Origin of the sequence: Anaerococcus hydrogenalis, from assembly GCF_002871895.1 — a bacterium.
GTDB classification, from domain to species: domain Bacteria; phylum Bacillota; class Clostridia; order Tissierellales; family Peptoniphilaceae; genus Anaerococcus; species Anaerococcus hydrogenalis.
On the sequence record NZ_PNHP01000003.1, the window covers coordinates 201,550 to 219,916 of the forward strand.

Below are 18,367 nucleotides of genomic sequence, written 5' to 3' on the forward strand. Positions count from 1 at the left end.
TTTTCTCTCCTTTATATTTTTTATTTTTTTATTAACTTATTTATTCACCTTTGAAGGCATTTACTAGTGAGTCTACCATTTCTTTTAATTCTTCTAGGTTTATCTCACCTGTTTCATTAAAGTTTGAAGATCTTTTTTCTTCTTCTGTTTTACAATTATTACAACCTGTTGAATATTCAAAATATTTTGGTTGATTTCCATAGTTTGGTAATGAGTTATTATTTATTGAGGAATTATTTCCGTGATATTTTTTGAATAATTCATCTTCTTCAACAAGTTTATCAGCATCTTTTACTCCATAAACTAATTTTTTGAAGTTAACAAGGTGTTTTGGACCAACATTTTCTGATACACTTGATCCTCCCATTGTTCCACATCCTAAGGTTAAAGCTATTGGAAGGCCTGTTGTAAGTCCTGTTCCTCCCATTGTTCCACCAGTATTTACAAGAATTCTACTTGCTGGTTTTATAGCAAATTTTCTTGCAATTTCTTTATCTTCTGTATGTAGGCTCATTGTGTGTCCTATACCATTTTCTAGAAGTTTAAATGAAAGATCGCAAGCTTCCTTCCAATCATTTACTGTGTAAAATCCTAGTACTGATGTTAATTTTTCATAAGATAGTGGATATTCTTTTCCAACTCCATATTGTTCACCAACAAGTACTCTAGTTCCACTTGGTATGCTAATTCCTGCAGCATCTGCTATAACTTTTGCACTTCTTCCTACAAAGTTAGGATTCATTGCTGTTCCATTTCTAAATAATAAGGCACAAACTTTTTTACATTCCTCATCAGTCATGAAATATGCACCAGCTTTTTCAAATTCTGATACAACTTCTTGTCTATTTGATCTTTCAACAATTAATGATTGTTCTGATGCACAAATTGTTCCATTATCAAAAGTTTTTGATGCCATTATATTTCTAACAGCTTTTTTGATATCAGCAGTTTTTTCTATATAAGCTGGAGAGTTTCCTGCTCCTACTCCTATAGCTGGTTTTCCAGCAGAATATGCTGCTTTTACCATTGCTGGACCACCTGTAGCTATGATTAATTTTACTTCATCAGCATGCATCAACTCATTTGTTGCATCCATTGAAAGTTTTGTTAATCCTTGTACTATATTTTCTGGTGCCCCTGCCTTTACAGCTGCTTCATTTACTATCTCAATTGCTCTTGATGTACATTTACTAGCTTTTGGATGTGGACTAAAGATTATAGGGTTTCTAGATTTTATAGCTATCATTGAGTTGTATAAAACTGTTGATGTTGGATTTGTTGATGGAACAATTCCCATTACCAAACCAACTGGATCTGCTATAGTTATAACTTGACCTTCTTGGTCAGCATCTACTATTCCTATAGTTTGTTGATTTTTAATTTCTTCATATAAAAGTCCACTTGCCATGTGGTTTTTATAAATTTTATCTTCTACTTTTCCAAAACCTGTTTCTTCTACAGCAATTTCTGCTAATTCTTTTGCATGAATTTCTCCAGCTTCTGCAATTGCTTTTATTATTTTATCGATTTGATCGAATGTATAATCTCTTAATTTTTTTTCTGCTTCAGCTCCTTTTCTAGCAAGATCTCTTGCTGCTTGGATTGAAGATAGATCAAAATCTAATTCTGCCATGCTTACCTTCTTTCTAATTTATTTTTATTATTCTTTGTGTGGTAAGATTGTTTCAACTTCTGTATGTGGTCTTGGAATTACGTGAACTGAAATTAATTCTCCAACTCTTTGTGCTGCTGCAGCTCCTGCATCTGTTGCTGCTTTTACAGCTCCTACATCTCCTCTAACTAAAACTGTTACAAGTCCTCCACCGATGTTTTCTTTTCCCATCAATGTAACGTTAGCTGCTTTTACCATAGCATCTGCTGCTTCGATACTTCCTACTAAACCTTTTGTTTCAATCATTCCTAATGCGTCTAATTGTGCCATTTTTTTAGTCTCCTTTTTTTCTTCTTTTTTTACATTTTTATTTGTATTTTTTTTGCTTACTTCTGTCTTTACTTCTTGGTCTTTTGTAGCTTCAGTTTTCTTTGCTACTTCTTGTTTTTTCTCTGTCATCTAAACCCCTTATACTATAATTTCTATAAAGTCTTTAGGACCTAAGCCTAGAGCGTTAGCTTCTTCTTGATCAATGTGACAATCAAGATATCCATTATCTCCAACCCTAATACTTACATTTTCAAGTATTGCCGATCTTTCGCCTTTAGTTCTTATCGAAACTATATCTCCATTTTTAAATCCTCTTTCTTTTGCTTGAAGATTGTTAAAATGAATATGTCTTTGAGCGACTATTGCCCCTTCATTTAAAATAACTGTTCCTTCCGGTCCAATTACTGTAACTCCTGGAGTATCTTTAAGATCACCTGAGAGTCTAAGTACTGGTTTTATACCAAGTTTAAAGGCATCCGACCTAAGTATTTCTACTTGACTTTGTTTTCTTGTTGGTCCTATTACCCTAACTTTTTCTATACAACCTTTTTTTGCTGCAATTGTTACACATTCCTTACATGCAAATTGTCCAGGTTGTGATAGGCTTTTTATTGGTGTAAGTTTATATCCCTTACCAAAAAGAGTATCTAAGTCTTCTTGTGATAGGTGAATATGTCTTCCTGATATTCCTACAGGAACTTTATAAAGGTCTATATTAACTTCGTTTTTATTTTTTTTATAATTATCTACTAAACTTTCTAACAACTGACTTAAATCATTCATCCTAACCCATCATCCTTTCAATATCTGATTCAGATAATAGGCCTTGTTCTATACCTTTTTTAAGAATCTTGTAAATTTGATCTTCTGATAAAACAGCTGATGATTTTTTACAGTCTTGACTTTGTTTAACTTCTTCTTTCTTTTCTTCTATATCATTTTTTTGACTCTTACAATCACATTTTTTAAATTCTATACCAAATTCTTTTGCGAGATCTTTGGCAGCTGCTGTGATTATAGTATTATCATCGATATAGATTTCTTTTTCATTTTTGTTCTTTAAGACTTCTTCTTGACTTATGAGTCTTTTCATCAAAACCTCCTAGAAATCACAATCCTCGTCTATTATTCCGACTATAACAGCATCTACAGGAATTTTTTGATTTTGATTTTCCTCTAGGATTGCTCTTGCAGATGAGCCTTGGGTTATAATTACCCTATCTCCCCTACCAGCACCTATTGTATCTACTGCTACTATTTTTTTATTTTTCTCACTTCCATCTAAAATTTCTACTAACATAAATTTAAGACCGTTTAGTGAATCATACTTTCTTGTAGCCCATACATTGCCTATAAGTTTTGCGATTACCATATATCTTTTTCCTTAATTTTTTCTTCAATATTTCTTAGGGCGACCTTAACTTCTTCCATCTCTCCTATTATTGCAAGCATTATCATATTTTGTGGACATGAACCCCTAACATCTATAACTTCAACCCCACTAGTTTTATAAGCTATGTCACTTGCTAGAGTCATTTCAATTAATTTCCCCTGAACAAGTCCCATTGCTCCAGGATTTGTTTCGATTTTTAATTTTGATCTGTTTTTAACAATATCAAGTGTAGCTGGGCTTGGTGCCTTTATTAGTCTAATATCCATTTTTTTGATCCTCTATTAGTGATAGGGCTATTCCTATTGGTGTTACAAACATAGGGTTTGATGGTTTTAGAGTTTTTATATTAGTCTTTTTAGAAACATAATCTTCCATTCCACTTAAAAGTGCTGTACCACCTACTAAAACAATTTGATCGATTTCTTGGTCTTTACTTGAATTTTCAATTATAGAAATTATTTTATCTATAACAGGTCTTACAACAGGAAATATTTCCTTATGTTTAGAAAAATCTCTTTTTAATTTTTCTGCACTGTCAAAGTCAATCTTATATGCTCCTGATAGGACTAAGGAGAAATGGGTTCCCCCTGTAGGCTCATCTAAAACTTTAACTACTTTTTCATTTTTTATTATTGATATTCCAGTTGTACCACCACCAATATCAACTACAGCTCCATTATCAAGATTTAATAATTTATTTGCAGCTGTTGGTTCGTCTAGGACTTTTTCTACTATAAAACCACTTGATTCAGCAACATTTTTAACGGCTCCACCGTCTATATTCTCTGTTCCTGGTGGTATAGCACATCCTGCAATAAGAAGTTCTTCTCCTAGTTTTTCTTCTAGTTGATTTTTTAACTTTCTTACTATATCGCAAGCTCCTATATAATCTACAACCATTCCATCCCTAACTACTTGAGCAAATTCATAAGCTCCTGCAACTGGTCTTTTGTCTTCATCAAAGACGCATAAGACTATAAAAGCAGTTCCTATGTCTATACCTGTATAGAGTTTTTTATTTTTTGTTTTTATGGGCTTTTCTATTGATTGTTCAAAGTCTTTTATGACTTTATTTACATTTTCTAAATTAATAAGCTTATCCTCCTTTGCTAATGTTTATAAACCATTTATAAAGTCTAGAAGCTAATTTATCTATGAAATCTTCATTGTTTTCTTCTTTGATTTTATTAAGTTTCTCAATCGCTTCATCAATACTTACAAAGCTTTTAAGATATGGATTATCAAGGTTCATGTTTATGTAGATATTAATAGCCTCTTCTTTTTTACATTCTTTTTCTTCTAGGTCTATTTTTTCATTTTTATAAATTTTTATTGCTAAGTTATTTAGATAAGTTGCAAATTCATGATCAAAATCTCTTATTTCAAGTGCTAGTTTTTTAATTATTAGCACTACTTTCTTATCTAATTTATCATCATCCGATTTTTTACAATCTGGATTATCCTTTAGCTTAATTTCTTCCTTTTTTATTTTTTTAGGCTTTGACTTGTCAATTATGTCAATTCTAAAATCTAAAAGAAATTGTCTAGCTTGTGGAGTTAGCTTACTACCTTTTTCAATGATGTATGAGTCAAAAGGGCTTTTTTTGTATTGGTATCTTAAATTTTCTTCTGTTATAAAAAGCATCTTTCATCCTCAATTTCTTTTATATATTTTCTTAACTTATCTAGACCCGTACCTTTTTTAATAGATATCTCAAATATATGATTGCTTCCAATAGCCTCAGCTATTTGTCTTAATTTTTTAACTTGTTTTTTATCATATAAGTCAATCTTATTAATTACAGTAATAGTTGGTCTAGTAAATGACTTGGCAAAGTTTGGTGGGAAATGACAATCTTTTTCTAGGTCTATCATGAAAATATTTACTAAAGCTTGATTTTGACCAACCATAATCAAGGCACTATTTAAGTAAGGATTTTCAATATAGCCTTCTGAAACTTCTATAGTCTTATCTCTAAATTGTAGGTCTAAACTTTTTTTTGCTTTAAGGTCAATTCCTTCGATTAAGCTTGCTAGACTTGTTTTTCCCACCCCATCATTGCCAGCTATCAACCACTTTCTTCTCATGACTTTGTCACAGGACAAGAGGTAAATTTTAGCATGGATTCAAAAGTATATTTAACTGCCTCTAAGGACTGTTTTACACTTTCATTATCTCCTTGTAAAAGTACGCATCCGTTGAATCTATCTATAAAACAAACTTCAACGCTTGCAGCCTTTGCTGCTACATCAGCTGCTATAATGGAGCTTTCTGTTGGGGTTAGGGTCATAATTCCAATGGCATTTCCCTTATCCAAACCGATTTTCTCATTTACCGATGGATCTGGAGATGAAATAAGATGAAGAAGGGTTATTTGTTTACCTGGAACTGATTCTTGAACTATTCTTTGTAAATTTTCCATATAATCACCTAATGCCTTACTAAATTTACTTCAATTTTATTTTCATCAATCCATTTTTGAATTGCATCAAGTTGTTCATTTGATAAGGCAAATTCTCCTTCCATTTCACTATCCATTGGATAGTCCATATCGAGTTGTTCGTATTTTCCAACTCCATACCTATGATAAGGGAGTAAATCTATGCCATCAAAATTTTTAAAACATTTAAAATCTTCTAAAAAATCGACAACTGCCATTATTTCTTCATGACTATCATTTACGCCTTTTAAAATTGGCATCCTTACCCTAACTTTTTTTCCACTTTCGAGTAAATATCTTAGATTGGATAAGATTCTTTCATTATTTACTCCAGTCCAATATTTATGTTTTACAGGATCCATTTGCTTAATATCAAATAAGAAAATATCTACATGGTCTTTTATTAGGTCTAAAGATTTTCTTGGCATATATCCACAAGTTTCTATAGCTGTATTTATTCCATCCATGTGACTTGCTTCTAGTAAGGATTTTAAACTTTCGGCTTGGGCACTACATTCTCCACCACCTACTGTAAGTCCTCCTCCACTCATCATATAAAAATCTTTATCTTCTTTAACAATATCCATCAATTCAGTTATTGTTTTATCTTCACCAACAATTTCTATAGCTTTTTGTAGGCAATTTTTCTCACACCTTCTACAACCAATGCATGTTATATCTCTATGAACTTTGTGGATGCCATTTTCCATATAATGAATTTTTTTAGGGCAAACATCTACACATTGACCACAATTTATACAAGCATTTTTTTTGATCATTACTTGATATTCGCTTTTTAATCCTTCAGGGTTGGAGCACCACTTACACCTAAGTGGGCAACCCTTGAAAAATATTAAAGTTCTTACTCCTGGACCATCATGGACGTTGTATTTTTGAGTATTGAAAATTCTAGCAGTTCTTTCAATTCCTTCTTTTTTTGAATCTACATCCATTTATATTCCTTTCTAGTCTAGAAATGTTCTAGCATTGTACGGCTTATAATTTCGTCTTGTACATCCTTACATAATTCAACGAAGAATGCTGAGTATCCAGCTACACGAACAACTAAGTCTCTGTGTTTTTCTGGATGAGCTTGAGCATCTAACATTGTTTCATTGTCTAGGTAGTTAAATTGCATCTCACCATTTCCATACATACAAGCTGTACGTAATAAGGTTACAAGAGCATTTTCACCTTCTATAGAATCTAAAATTCCCTTTTGAATCTTGAAGTTGTGTACCATACCCATATTCATTGAATCATTTGCCATTTTAGATACTGATTTAATGATTGCTGTTGGACCGTTAAAGTCAGCTCCTTGTGTTGGTGATATACCATCTGATAGAGGTGTCCATGCATCACGACCGTTTGCAGATGCTCCTGTCATTTGTCCAAATGGTGTGTTGTTTGATATTGAAAGTGTTCCATGGCAAAGTCTAGAATAAAGTGTTCTATATTTAGCATGTTCTCTTTCTGTAAAGTTTATAATATCGTTACAAATACTATCTGCATAGTCATCATCATTTCCATATTTTGGTGCATCTAAGCAATCTCTTTTGATTTGGTCATAGCCTTTAAATTCTGCTTTTAATGCTTCATTTAATTGTTCTAGGCTATATTTTTTATCATCATAAACCAATTTTTTGATTGCTGCCATACTATCAGCATAAGTTGCAAGTCCTGACCATACAACTCCTGGTCCGAAGTTATACATAGCTCCACCTGCTGAAACATCTTTACCATGTTCCATACAACCTTCATACATTACTGACATTAATGGCTTTGGTGCCATGTCTCTGTGAACTCTTTGAGAAATTGTTGTTGCAGCTGCTGTTAATTTTGTTATATAAGAAATTTGTTCTTTTACAGCTTTTTCAAATTTTTCCCATGTATCAAAGTTTGATAGGCTTCCTAAATCAGGTGTTACTTGTTTTCCATACCAAAGTGGGACACCATGGTTAAGTGTTAATTCTATTGCTATTGGCCATTGTGTATATGAAGTTGATGTCCATTGATATAATCTTCCAGATTTTTGTGGCTCAACGCATCCCATCATACAATAATCTCTAGCATCTTCTACACTTACTCCCTTAGCAAGCATCATTTTTATGTGAGTATCATCAAAGTGACAAGCAGGGAATCCCATTCCAGCTCTTACTACATCTACAATTTTTCTTAAATATTTTTCTGGAGATTTTGTGTGGATTCTTGTTGCAAGTGATGGTTGGTATACTTTTACGTGTCTTACTGCATCCATTAATAGGTATGTTAAATCATTTGTTGCATCAACACCTTCTCTTGTAACTCCACCTATTGTCATATTAACAAATGGTTGGTATCCTGCAAAGAATTTAGATGATCCTTCACTTGTTAACCACATCATCTCACTCATCTTTATTAACATACATCCTGCAAGCTCAAATGCTTGGTAGTCATTCATTCTTCCACTTTCGATGTCTGCTTTGTAGAATGGATACATGTATTGGTCAACTCTTCCTATAGACATTCCTGTTTGGTTTTCTTCAACTACTAGTAAGGATTCTATTGTCCAAACAGCTTGAATAGCTTCCCAGAATGTTCTTGGTTTGTTTGCTGGAACATAAGCATTTACTTCTGCTATTTTTTCCAATTCCATTTTTCTTTTTGGATTTGTTTCTTTTTGAGCTAATTGTTTTGCGTATTCGCTTAATCTTTTAGCATAAATCATTACTCCTTCAGTTGTTTCAATAACTGACTTGTAGAAGTAAATTTTATCTATATCTTCTGGATTTGAATAATCAAGTTTTTCTAAGTGATCTTTTGCTTCTTGTTGGATATCTTTCATTCCTTTTTTCATTAGGATTACATCATATCCTGGGTTTGAATCTCCACCTCCGTTTACTTGGTGGTAAGAACAGTCTGATACGAAAGATTCTCCTGATAATTCCCATACTCCAGCATCTCTATATTGGTCTTCACAAACTTCATCAAGACTTCTTCCTTCCCAGAATGGGAATAATACGTCTTTACAATATTGTTTATCTTCTTCTGAAATGTGGAATGGATCTTGTGGTCTATTTTCAATTGTATCTAATTCATCTCTTAGCCATCTCCAAGATATATCTGGAGAAAATGCTCCACTTCTTGGTGCCCCACAAGGTGAACCTACTATTAATTCGTTATCTTGAATAACAAGTGGTGCTGTTTCACAATTTTTTCTAAAAGCTTTTGCTCTTAGTACATTCTTTGGCATTCCTGGATTTTCTCTTGTAAGTTCTGTTACTATTTTTGCCCTATGTAAGGTTATAGTTGGAACTTGTTTTAAAAAGTTTGCTTTTAGATCAACAAGTCTTTGTGTTGGTCCATCAGGAATTTCTGTACCTTCTGATTGTATGCCTACATTTAAATTTGTATTGTTATTATCTTCTTTGTTTAATTGGTCTTGTACTTTTTCAAATAATTGACGTACACTTTCCTTTTCAGAATCTGACATATGCTCTGTAGCCATTGCCAATTTCTTAGAAAACTCTCTTAAGTCCATCTCTCCTCCTAATAATTTTTTTCTAATGAATTTAATATTTTTTCAAATAAATCTTTGTCTTTTTTAACTGTTTTTTTACTTAGAAAAGAATTTATATCTTTTTCATCGCATATACCAATTTCTCTAAATTTCATAAAGTGATTTGGTGTTAGGGATGTTTGATTTAATCCTTCTATTTTTTTGGTTGATAGGCTAAAACTTATTGGAAGATTAGTTCCTATTCCTACTGATCCTAAACCTGTTGGAGCATTTACCAGAACTCTTGCAACTGGTTTTTTTTCTATGAATTGTTCTATTACATAGGAATCATTGGAATATATTGAAAGGCTTTGACCTTTTTTGTCATTTAAAATTAATTCAACACATTTTTCGCAAGCGTTTAACCAATCATTTTCAATATATAGGGAAAGAATAGGATTGTATTTTTCTTTTGAGTAAGGGCTATTTTCTGATACATAAGGTTTGGTAACTACTAAAATCTTTGTATCTGAATTAACCTTTATTCCTGCAATTTCTGCAATTTGTTTTGCACTTCTTCCTATAAGTTCCTTCCTGCAATTGTAATTTTTGTCATATAAAATTTTTTCAAGTTTTATATGCTCGTCCTTGCTTAGAAAATATGCACCATATTCTTTGAATTTTTGAACGACTTGGTCATAGGCATTTTCTTCAACTACTACAGATTGCTCAACGCCTGGCAAAAGGCCGTTATTAAAGGCTTTTGAATTTATAACTTCACAACTTGCCTTATCTATATCGCAATCTTTATCTATAAATACTATATTGTTGCCTATTTCTGCTTTAAAAATTTGAGCCTGATCGTTTTGAATTTCTCTTTTATCTTCACTTAGAAGATTTTCTAATATGAAAGAAACTTTATCGCTTTCGTATAAGGTTTTTTCTCCTAAGTCAGAATTGTAGGTTAAGATATCTAAAAATCCTCTTGGATAAAAATCTTCTTTTAAGATTTTTTTAATATCTTCAACCATCTTTGTTACTGTCTTTTCACATCTTGTATCACTTACTATAATAAGAGGATTTAGGGCCCTTATTGCAAAATAAATCGCTTGAAAACAAGTAAGTGTTGATAGGTATGGGGATATAAATACAAGGCTAAGACCTTTTGAAAGGGCAACTTGTCTCGAATTTTGACCGCTTACTATGTCAAATATGTTAGGATAGGAATCTAGCTCGTTATCTATATTATCTAAATAATATTTACCAAGCTTTATCTCATCCTCATATCTTCCATATGATGTTTCTTCAAAAGACATTTTTGCAAGTTGGTCTATGTTAGCTTTATAGTATTGTTTTATTTTATTTAATAGGTCATTTCTTTCTTCCTTGTCAATTTCAAGAAGAGATTCCTTAGAACTTTCTGCCTGCTCTAGTAAAATCCTAGCCTGTTGAACTGAAAGAAGATCTGTATCTATTACTTTCATAGTCCCCCCTTATATCAAATTATCTAAATTATAAATTTCGGTTACTTTTTCTAAATCTGGGTGTGGGCTTGGTATCACTAGAGATGAATAAACTTCTGCTCCCATAGCTTCTACTGCCTTAACTCCTGCTTCTACTGCAGATTCAACTGCTGATACATCTCCTTTTACAAGTACTGAAATATATCCACTAGCTACGTTTTCGTAGCCTACAATTTCTACTCCACTTGCTTTTTCCATTGCATCTGCAGCTTCTAGCACATATACTAAACCGAAAGTTTCTATGCCTCCTAATGCTTGCATATTCACTCCTAATCTTCTACTTTATGAACTGATATTACCTTGCTTACATTTGTTACTGGTCTTTTCATAACATTGTGAGCTGTAATTTTTCCGATTTTTTCGCCCTCAGCTACTCCAGCTTCTACTGCACTTATACATGAAGAAACATCTCCTCTTACTATTACAGTAACAAGGGTTGATCCAATATTTTCATAAGATACAAGTTTTACATCAGCTGCTTTTAGCATTGCATCTAATGCCTTTATAGCTGGTAACATGCCCAAAGTTTCTATAAGACCTATTGCTTGTGATTCGTACTGCATAATTTCACCTACTTAATATAAGAATTTATAGTGTTTTTTTGATCTTCGCTTGCTTTGTAATATACGACTAATTCACCATCTATTAAGGTGTATGAATCTTCATCTACTAAGCCATTTTCCTTAGCTGTCATAAGACTTTCTATTATGTTTTCTTTAGTAAAAGCCTTATGATCTTTAAATTCATCTTCTAAAGCTAGATAAACATCATTGGCTGATGCCTTATCAACATTAGTAAAATATTTTAATATTTCATAATTTAATGGTCTTCTCATTATTTGTTACCTCTTTTTAAATAATCAAGTGGATTTACACTCATTATGAAAATACCTAATGCCATAAGAAGTGATCCTATCCATGCTATTGGTGCTATTTCATAACCTGGATTTTTCAAAATTATTCCAAGTATGATCCAGCAGAAAAATGGTCCCCAGAAAGTATATGTACCATTACAAGCCATACCTAAGGCTGCACCGCACATTGAATTTCCCTTATACCAAAAAGCAAATGATATAAATGTAAAAAATCCACTGGCAAACAAGATTAAGATTGTTGGATCAGTTATAGCATTAACGAAAAGCTTTGAAATAAGATGAATCCCGCTTCCTTCAATTACTCCAAAAATTGGTAATACAATTAGTAGGTTTGTTAATGATGAAGTTGTTTGTCTTATTGCAATTCCTATTTCAGAATCAATCATTGATGTTCCAAATCCTGCTATAACTCCTTCAAGTCCCCAGCCAAAAGCTGCAACTATTGCAAGAATTATTCCTAAAACCATTCCATCTTTAACTTCTCCTGTAAGACTTGTTGCACCTATTAAAAGAGAAGATGCCAAGCAAATTACAATTCCTAGGATTGTTCTTGCTGATAATTCTTGTTTTAAAATTACTCTTCCAAGTATAGCTCCGATGGCAACGTTAAGACCTGCTATTGGAATAACAACTGGTCCTCCCATTTGAACAGCAAGAATATATGTAACCCCTGCTATAGGTCCTCCGACTACAGCCGCAAATACCATAATCATTCCAGGTTTTGTTTTTAAAGTTTTTAGAAAATCTCCAAATTTTCCCTTGATTATTGAATTTACTAAAGCCCAGATTGCCGATGTTAAATCATTTATTCCGGTTGCAAGTGTACCAAGAATAAAAGCTATGGTAATATCAGAAAGTCCAGCTTCTCCTGAATACCAATACTTCCATATTCCATATACTGTGGCTGTAGTAACTAATGCTGTGTAAAGTCCGTAATAAATACCAGATTGAATTCCAATATTTAATCCCTTATTAAAATACTTTTTATCAAGTTTTTTCTTAGTGGATTCTGCTTTACTAACAGCATCTGAATAATTTTTTGTTTTTTCCACCACTTCGTCTCCTTTTTTCTTAATTTGGAAATATATAATGTTTTCCTTATCTAAATATTAACAATATACCTAACGTAAAAGTCAACTTTTTTCGCTTGACTAACGTTTTCCGTTGAAATTGTAGCTTTCTTTTGATATTTTTTTGTCATACCATCCTTAAATCTTTTATTTAACTCTAACCTATGCGTAAAAGTTTTTGATTTCTTTGCAGGTTTTTTTAGTTATTTTTTTAAATAAATTTTTATAAAATACATTAATTTTTTTAATATATTTTATAAAAATTTAAAAATTTAAGTCTTTTTATAATTTTCTATGGTCATTCCTTCATGTTTTTTGAAAACTTTAGAAAAATATGAGTAATCACTATAGGATAAATAATTTGATAGGTCAACCATGGTCATTTCCTCATTAATTATTATCTCTTTGCCTATATTTATTTTTAATAAATTTATGTAGTTGACCACTGTTATTTTAAAATTACTTCTAAAAAGTCTACTTAAATAAGCCTGAGATATGGCACAATTTTTTACTATATCATTTAAGGAGATGTTTTTGTATATATTATTATTTATATATATAAAGACATCTTCTAGTATAGAAAAATCTTTGCACGCCTTTACTTGATACAAGTCTTTTAAAAATTCAAAGGCTATTATGTCAAGAATTTTAGAATTAGTCATATTCTTTGAAAAATAATTACCAAGATTTATATTTCCTATTTTTTCCTTTATTAATATTTTTTCTAGGACAAACTCTAGCTTTTTTCTTTGTAATTTAGATGATTTATCAAGACATACTTCTTTTAGCTTAGTTTTTAAAATATCTAAACTTTTTAAAAAGTCCCTTTCTTTTAGCTTTATATTAAATTCTGTCAAAAAATCATCCAGATTTATATTTATAGACTCTTCTTTTAACTTTATTAATTTATTTGTTATATCTTTTTTAGATATGGGTTTTTTTATAATGTCATTAAAATCAAGGTTTAATTTATTAATGTTTGTCAAGTTTATATCTCTTGAAAGTAGAAAAATTTTAATTTTTTTATTTTTTAATTTGATTTTTTCTATGAAGTTTAAAAATTTTGAATTTTGCATAGACACTTCTAATATTATTACATCAACATTATTTTTATCTAGATAAGATAGGCCCTCATCTATTGTGTTTTTTGTAATAATTTCTTTTGCCATCTTACTTTCTTCTAAAATTTTTATTAAGGTTTTTCTAGTTAAACTTTGATTGTTTATTATCATAAGATTAAACATTTAATCACCTATCTCGTATTTAATAAGTACTTGATTTTTATTATTTTCTTTGATTATTCTTACTTCTTTGTCTTTACTATCTTCTATTGTATGTTTTATATAAGCAAGGTATGAAGAAATTTCTATAAACTCATATTCTGTCATGTAAGTCTTTTTTAATATCCCCATTGATTTTTCACCTAGGCCTATGCCATTATCTGATATTTTTATAATAATTTTATTTTCCTTAGAACTTATATTAAGGTCCATATGATAAGCTTCGTCAAGGTATTTAAGGCTAATATTTGCCATTAAAACTGTATAAATAATTATAGGTCTATATGAAATAATAAAGTTAGAAATTGTCTGATCTACAGAAATATTGTAAGTAAACCTATCAGAATATTGGATTTTCTTTATTTCCAAATAAGATTTTATTAAATTAGTAACCTTATCAATTGGTAAGATTTTCTTATTTAAAAAATTTATAGCAAAAAATACTAAATTGTCAATATAAAAATTCATAAGATTTTTATCAGCTAATATGGAAAGGTTGGATAATATTTCTAATAAATCGTTTATTATATATTTATTTATATTATTTCCTAAAACATGTAATCTTTCTTCCAAATTTTTATTTGATTTTTCTAATAAGGAAATATCTTTTTCAAGAATACTAATATTATTTTTATAAGACTTCTCCATATTCCTTATTTGTATTTCTTTACTTATAATTTCTGTGATTATAAATTCAACTAATTTTACTGAATTTACAAATTCTTGGTATTTTAATACTTTTCCTGAACTTAATTCTTTTTTACTTTCCAAATCTTCTATTTTTTCATTGCCTAAAATCCATTTTTCTTCAATTTTTAAAATATCATCTGGTGGATTTGGACAATCTATTTGACCTCCTACTAGAGCACCCAAATAAGTATCGTCAATAATTATAGGAATTGCAACTTCCAACATATCAAAAGGACATAAATAAATTGAAGTCTTTTTGGTGACAGCTGCCCTGATAGCTCCTGAGGCATCTGATAATTCACATATGCGTTTGCAAATAGGATTTTTTCTTATACTTGCACAGTGTTTTGTGAAATTAGTCATTTTTGTTAGGGGTTCGCCCTTGTAGTCTATAGCTACAAAGGCAATCCCTGTAACATCAGATATTAACTTTTGTATGTGTTCAAGTTTTTCTTTTCCAAAAATCGATAAAAGATCTATACCATCTCTTATATCTTGGCTTGAATTTGAATGATTACTTGTATTTTCCATAAAAACCCCTTGTTTGTAATTAGCTACTTACCAATAATTTTACAATTTTTTCGCTAATTTTAAAACAAAGAATTTTATAAGAGCCTATCTTATCGAAAATCCATCTACCAGAACACACCTTCTCTTTATTGCAAAATTTCTTGTACTAGTAGAGCCTTCTCCTGTCTTATTTGCTATAGTAAAGCTAACTGGATTATCATCTGAAAATCCTATCCCATCTAAGGATGAACCATTTTTTACGAATATACAAGTTTTCAACTCTTTTGCTGCTATATTCATCCTTCTTATACTGTTTGAATGAATACCTGCCGTATGATATAATCCTTGTTCTAAAAGTATAGCTGTGTTTAAAGCCTCATCAAAATCACTTTCTCTAATCACTGACAAAATTGGCATAAGTTGTTCCTCTGTTGCTAGTGGATGAATTTTTGGCACATCTACAGCTATTAATTTATAGTCTCCATCATTTTTGATGCCAGCATAATCTAAAATTTCTCCTACTGATTTTCCTCCAAAAAATTTATTTATTTTAAAGTCTTCAGTTAGGACAACCTTGGTAAGTTTTAACATATCTACTACATTATCTATGTAAAAACATCCTTGGCTGATTAAGGATTTTTTCAATTTTTCATATATAGGATCAACAACAACTATATTTTTTTCTGTAACACATAAAATATTATTGTCGAAACTTGCACCTTTAACTATTTTTCTAGCAGCATCATCAATATCTGCAGTTTCATCTACTATAAATGTTGGGTTGGCAGGGCCAGCTGAAATTACTTTCTTGTTACACTTATAAGCTTCCTTAGCTATATAGCTTCCGCCTGTAACAACTAATAAGTCCAACTCTGGATGATTCATTAGTTCATTTATATTTTTAATACTTAAATCATCCAAGCAAGTAACCAAATTTTCTATTCCAGATGATTCGATAATAATTTTATTTAAGAGGCCTGTCAAAAATTTAGTTACTTCAATAGCCCTTGGATGAGGACAAAGAACGACTGAATTTCCAGCTGCTATCATTCCTATTACATTATTTATTACAGTTGCAACAGGATTAGTGCTTGGTAGCAAGGCAGCAGAAACCCCATAAGGAGAATATTCATATAGGGTCATAACCCTATCTTTGGTATAAACCTCCGATACTAAATCTTCTGTTCCCGGAGTTTTTTCAATGCTTAGTCGGATTTTTTCTTTCTTGTCATCCAATTTTCCCATATTTATTTCAGAAAATGACATTTCTGCCAACTTATCTGCATAGTTACTTAATGTTTTTCTTATATTTTCTATTATTTTTTCTCTATTTGCTAAACCAAATTCTCTATAAGACTTATAAGCTATTTTAGACTTTTCTATTATCTCGCATACACTACTGTAAACTCCTAGATTTGTCATGATTTTTTCCTTTTATTTTATAAAATATTAAAGTTAGTTAAATTTTAATTTTTTATATATAAGGAGTTGAAGAAGATACAGGTTCTTCACCTAGAGTTGACAATAACTTCTTACCTAAGTCAATAGATGTTTTTACAGCTTGTCTTACAGCTCCTGAATCTCCTGTAAAACATAAGATGACCTCGTTTGAAAAACTTGTTCCATGGGCAGGTGATGAATATCCAACTATATCTACATTAGCTGCTTTAACTGCTGTATCAGCTAAAACTGTTCCTATAGCTGCAGGAGATCCTATTACCATTCCAAAACTTTTTCCTAATGGAGTACTAAAGGCTTTTTCAAGACAATAGCTTGCCCTTGCTGTATATTGAAATTCCAAATGACCTGCCTCATTTCCATATACATCTCCAAAATATTTTGGTGTAGCTTCTAGGGCTATTTCTACAGCACGTCTTACATCAGAAACATCATCTGCTCCAAGATAAATTAGGACACCATGTCCTCCTCCACCTTTTGTATCTCTTGGCATTTCTATAGCAATAACTTCTGTATTTGTAGCTTTTACAGCATCATCAACAGCCATTATTTGAGGACCAGCCCCTGTTCTTGAACCTATTATTCCAAGAGACCTGTACTTGCCAAGGTTCATTTTTTTTGCAAGTTCAGAGTCAACACCTGCAATAACAAGTCCTATTGTATCTCCATCTGTTGTTCCAACAAATTCAGTAACACCAATATCCTGATTAGATTTTCTTGGTTTTTTTTCTTTTTCTATATCATCAGATACTTGCCCGATGATCTTTTCTAGTAGATCTTTGTCCATTTTATCCTCCAATTTCACATATAAAGCCTTCAGATTCAACTAGTTGTTTTAGCTTTTCTATATGGTTTTCATCTAGTTTTCCTATATTTTTTAGCTTGTAATCTCTGCCCAAAAGTTCATATTTCTTTTCTCCATAATTATGGTAGGGAAGTATGTGGATTTCTTTTACTTTTGGCAAAGTTTTTATAAATTTTATCATGTCCCTATACTCATTTATATCAGAATTGACTGTAGGTATAGTTGGTATTCTTATTATTGTGTGTGTTATATCTTGAATTAAATATGAATTTTCTCTTATGAGTTTATTACTTACTCCAGTCCATTTTTTATGGATCTCATCATTGCTAGCCTTGCAATCTAATAAGGCTAAATCAATGTATGGCATAACCTTATTTATAGCATCCTTACTTGCATAACCTTCAGTTTCAATTGCTGTATGCCAGCCTCTAGCCTTGCAGGCTTTTAATAGTTCCCTGCAAAAGTCAGCTTGCATTAGGGCCTCTCCTCCAGATAAGGTAATTCCTCCATTTGACCTATGATAATAAGATTCGTCCTTTTTTAATTCATTTATAACTTCTTCAACAGTCATATTCTTACCCTTAACTTCTAAGGCTCCGGTAGGACATATATTAGCACAGTCTTCACAAAGTATACATTTTTCCCTATCAATTAAATTTGGATTTGAAGGATCGAGGGCCCCTTGCTTGCAAGCTTTTAGACATAAATTGCAGTGTATACAAAGCATTTTTCTATAAAGTAGCTCTCTGTTTGGATGCTGAGATTCTGGGTTAGAACACCATGCACAACGCAAAGGGCATCCTTTCAAAAAAACTATGGTTCTAATTCCAGGGCCGTCATTAATAGAGTATCTTTGAATATCAAATACAACACCTTGTTTTTTGTAGTCTATAGAATCCATAG

22 protein-coding genes are annotated in these 18,367 nt (G+C 31.3%); all 22 read right to left on the reverse strand.

What is annotated here, in order from left to right:
- Window positions 1-40 precede the first annotated feature (40 nt).
- The 22 genes from CJ192_RS05750 to CJ192_RS05855 all read right to left on the reverse strand — a co-directional run bounded on the left by CJ192_RS05750 (window position 41) and on the right by CJ192_RS05855 (window position 18,365).
- A complete protein-coding gene (locus CJ192_RS05750) occupies window positions 41-1,633 on the reverse strand; it encodes an acetaldehyde dehydrogenase (acetylating) (protein WP_102198085.1) in 1,593 nt (530 codons plus the stop codon).
- A gap of 27 nt (window positions 1,634-1,660) precedes the next feature.
- Complete coding sequence (eutM, locus tag CJ192_RS05755; protein WP_037376806.1) at window positions 1,661-1,942, reverse strand: ethanolamine utilization microcompartment protein EutM; 282 nt, start codon at window positions 1,940-1,942, stop codon at window positions 1,661-1,663.
- Window positions 1,943-2,080: 138 nt separating this feature from the next.
- Window positions 2,081-2,725 carry a phosphate propanoyltransferase gene (locus CJ192_RS05760; protein WP_102198086.1) on the reverse strand — a complete coding sequence of 215 codons (645 nt, stop codon included), beginning with the start codon at window positions 2,723-2,725 and terminating at the stop codon, window positions 2,081-2,083.
- Between the two features lies 1 nt (window position 2,726).
- The gene (locus CJ192_RS05765; protein ID WP_102198087.1) at window positions 2,727-3,035 is read right to left on the reverse strand and encodes a hypothetical protein; all 309 of its coding nucleotides are present in this window, start codon (window positions 3,033-3,035) and stop codon (window positions 2,727-2,729) included.
- 9 nt (window positions 3,036-3,044) lie between these two features.
- Window positions 3,045-3,314, reverse strand: a complete 270-nt coding sequence (locus CJ192_RS05770) for a EutN/CcmL family microcompartment protein (protein WP_004837443.1) — start codon at window positions 3,312-3,314, stop codon at window positions 3,045-3,047.
- Window positions 3,308-3,601, reverse strand: a complete 294-nt coding sequence (locus CJ192_RS05775) for a BMC domain-containing protein (RefSeq protein ID WP_004813771.1) — start codon at window positions 3,599-3,601, stop codon at window positions 3,308-3,310. Before CJ192_RS05775 ends, CJ192_RS05770 begins: the two co-directional genes overlap by 7 nt.
- Entirely contained in the window at window positions 3,591-4,427 is an 837-nt protein-coding gene (gene eutJ / locus CJ192_RS05780; protein ID WP_081456709.1) for an ethanolamine utilization protein EutJ, read from the reverse strand. The genes CJ192_RS05775 and eutJ overlap by 11 nt, the downstream gene beginning before the upstream one ends.
- A 4-nt stretch (window positions 4,428-4,431) precedes the next feature.
- Entirely contained in the window at window positions 4,432-4,980 is a 549-nt protein-coding gene (locus CJ192_RS05785; protein WP_102198088.1) for a cobalamin adenosyltransferase, read from the reverse strand.
- Window positions 4,968-5,408 carry a EutP/PduV family microcompartment system protein gene (locus CJ192_RS05790; RefSeq protein WP_244897290.1) on the reverse strand — a complete coding sequence of 147 codons (441 nt, stop codon included), beginning with the start codon at window positions 5,406-5,408 and terminating at the stop codon, window positions 4,968-4,970. Before CJ192_RS05790 ends, CJ192_RS05785 begins: the two co-directional genes overlap by 13 nt.
- A gap of 11 nt (window positions 5,409-5,419) precedes the next feature.
- Entirely contained in the window at window positions 5,420-5,758 is a 339-nt protein-coding gene (locus tag CJ192_RS05795) for a BMC domain-containing protein (protein ID WP_004813780.1), read from the reverse strand.
- A gap of 8 nt (window positions 5,759-5,766) precedes the next feature.
- The gene (gene cutD / locus CJ192_RS05800; protein WP_004813783.1) at window positions 5,767-6,729 is read right to left on the reverse strand and encodes a choline TMA-lyase-activating enzyme; all 963 of its coding nucleotides are present in this window, start codon (window positions 6,727-6,729) and stop codon (window positions 5,767-5,769) included.
- Between the two features lie 17 nt (window positions 6,730-6,746).
- A complete protein-coding gene (cutC, locus tag CJ192_RS05805) occupies window positions 6,747-9,296 on the reverse strand; it encodes a choline trimethylamine-lyase (RefSeq protein WP_004817915.1) in 2,550 nt (849 codons plus the stop codon).
- An 8-nt stretch (window positions 9,297-9,304) separates the two neighbouring features.
- Entirely contained in the window at window positions 9,305-10,738 is a 1,434-nt protein-coding gene (locus CJ192_RS05810) for an aldehyde dehydrogenase family protein (protein ID WP_004817938.1), read from the reverse strand.
- A 9-nt stretch (window positions 10,739-10,747) separates the two neighbouring features.
- Window positions 10,748-11,038, reverse strand: coding sequence for a BMC domain-containing protein (locus CJ192_RS05815; protein ID WP_037376788.1), 291 nt, complete (start codon window positions 11,036-11,038; stop codon window positions 10,748-10,750).
- Window positions 11,039-11,046: 8 nt separating this feature from the next.
- A complete protein-coding gene (locus CJ192_RS05820; RefSeq protein ID WP_004813794.1) occupies window positions 11,047-11,340 on the reverse strand; it encodes a BMC domain-containing protein in 294 nt (97 codons plus the stop codon).
- An 8-nt stretch (window positions 11,341-11,348) separates the two neighbouring features.
- Window positions 11,349-11,612, reverse strand: a complete 264-nt coding sequence (locus tag CJ192_RS05825; RefSeq protein WP_004818035.1) for a hypothetical protein — start codon at window positions 11,610-11,612, stop codon at window positions 11,349-11,351.
- Window positions 11,612-12,706 carry a DMT family transporter gene (locus tag CJ192_RS05830; protein WP_037376789.1) on the reverse strand — a complete coding sequence of 365 codons (1,095 nt, stop codon included), beginning with the start codon at window positions 12,704-12,706 and terminating at the stop codon, window positions 11,612-11,614. Before CJ192_RS05830 ends, CJ192_RS05825 begins: the two co-directional genes overlap by 1 nt.
- Window positions 12,707-12,993: 287 nt before the next feature.
- Window positions 12,994-13,965 (reverse strand): helix-turn-helix transcriptional regulator, encoded by a 972-nt coding sequence (locus CJ192_RS05835; protein ID WP_102198090.1) that lies wholly within the window; start codon window positions 13,963-13,965, stop codon window positions 12,994-12,996.
- Window positions 13,966-15,222, reverse strand: coding sequence for a PocR ligand-binding domain-containing protein (locus CJ192_RS05840; RefSeq protein WP_102198091.1), 1,257 nt, complete (start codon window positions 15,220-15,222; stop codon window positions 13,966-13,968).
- Between the two features lie 84 nt (window positions 15,223-15,306).
- Entirely contained in the window at window positions 15,307-16,623 is a 1,317-nt protein-coding gene (locus CJ192_RS05845; protein WP_102198092.1) for an aldehyde dehydrogenase, read from the reverse strand.
- 52 nt (window positions 16,624-16,675) lie between these two features.
- Window positions 16,676-17,446 carry a propanediol utilization microcompartment protein PduB gene (gene pduB / locus CJ192_RS05850; protein ID WP_102198093.1) on the reverse strand — a complete coding sequence of 257 codons (771 nt, stop codon included), beginning with the start codon at window positions 17,444-17,446 and terminating at the stop codon, window positions 16,676-16,678.
- Window position 17,447: 1 nt separating this feature from the next.
- Window positions 17,448-18,365 carry a glycyl-radical enzyme activating protein gene (locus CJ192_RS05855; protein ID WP_102198094.1) on the reverse strand — a complete coding sequence of 306 codons (918 nt, stop codon included), beginning with the start codon at window positions 18,363-18,365 and terminating at the stop codon, window positions 17,448-17,450.
- Window positions 18,366-18,367 lie beyond the last annotated feature (2 nt).

Excerpts from the sequence above, each read along its gene's own strand:
- CJ192_RS05750 (WP_102198085.1), bottom strand. The coding sequence starts at position 1,633 with ATGGCAGAATTAGATTTTGATCTATCTTCAATCCAAGCAGCAAGAGAT.
- eutM (WP_037376806.1), bottom strand. The coding sequence starts at position 1,942 with ATGGCACAATTAGACGCATTAGGAATGATTGAAACAAAAGGTTTAGTA.
- CJ192_RS05760 (WP_102198086.1), bottom strand. The coding sequence starts at position 2,725 with ATGAATGATTTAAGTCAGTTGTTAGAAAGTTTAGTAGATAATTATAAA.
- CJ192_RS05765 (WP_102198087.1), bottom strand. The coding sequence starts at position 3,035 with ATGAAAAGACTCATAAGTCAAGAAGAAGTCTTAAAGAACAAAAATGAA.
- CJ192_RS05770 (WP_004837443.1), bottom strand. The coding sequence starts at position 3,314 with ATGGTAATCGCAAAACTTATAGGCAATGTATGGGCTACAAGAAAGTAT.
- CJ192_RS05775 (WP_004813771.1), bottom strand. The coding sequence starts at position 3,601 with ATGGATATTAGACTAATAAAGGCACCAAGCCCAGCTACACTTGATATT.
- CJ192_RS05785 (WP_102198088.1), bottom strand. The coding sequence starts at position 4,980 with ATGCTTTTTATAACAGAAGAAAATTTAAGATACCAATACAAAAAAAGC.
- CJ192_RS05795 (WP_004813780.1), bottom strand. The coding sequence starts at position 5,758 with ATGGAAAATTTACAAAGAATAGTTCAAGAATCAGTTCCAGGTAAACAA.
- cutD (WP_004813783.1), bottom strand. The coding sequence starts at position 6,729 with ATGGATGTAGATTCAAAAAAAGAAGGAATTGAAAGAACTGCTAGAATT.
- cutC (WP_004817915.1), bottom strand. The coding sequence starts at position 9,296 with ATGGACTTAAGAGAGTTTTCTAAGAAATTGGCAATGGCTACAGAGCAT.
- CJ192_RS05810 (WP_004817938.1), bottom strand. The coding sequence starts at position 10,738 with ATGAAAGTAATAGATACAGATCTTCTTTCAGTTCAACAGGCTAGGATT.
- CJ192_RS05815 (WP_037376788.1), bottom strand. The coding sequence starts at position 11,038 with ATGCAAGCATTAGGAGGCATAGAAACTTTCGGTTTAGTATATGTGCTA.
- CJ192_RS05820 (WP_004813794.1), bottom strand. The coding sequence starts at position 11,340 with ATGCAGTACGAATCACAAGCAATAGGTCTTATAGAAACTTTGGGCATG.
- CJ192_RS05825 (WP_004818035.1), bottom strand. The coding sequence starts at position 11,612 with ATGAGAAGACCATTAAATTATGAAATATTAAAATATTTTACTAATGTT.
- CJ192_RS05835 (WP_102198090.1), bottom strand. The coding sequence starts at position 13,965 with ATGTTTAATCTTATGATAATAAACAATCAAAGTTTAACTAGAAAAACC.
- CJ192_RS05840 (WP_102198091.1), bottom strand. The coding sequence starts at position 15,222 with ATGGAAAATACAAGTAATCATTCAAATTCAAGCCAAGATATAAGAGAT.
- CJ192_RS05845 (WP_102198092.1), bottom strand. The coding sequence starts at position 16,623 with ATGACAAATCTAGGAGTTTACAGTAGTGTATGCGAGATAATAGAAAAG.
- pduB (WP_102198093.1), bottom strand. The coding sequence starts at position 17,446 with ATGGACAAAGATCTACTAGAAAAGATCATCGGGCAAGTATCTGATGAT.
- CJ192_RS05855 (WP_102198094.1), bottom strand. The coding sequence starts at position 18,365 with ATGGATTCTATAGACTACAAAAAACAAGGTGTTGTATTTGATATTCAA.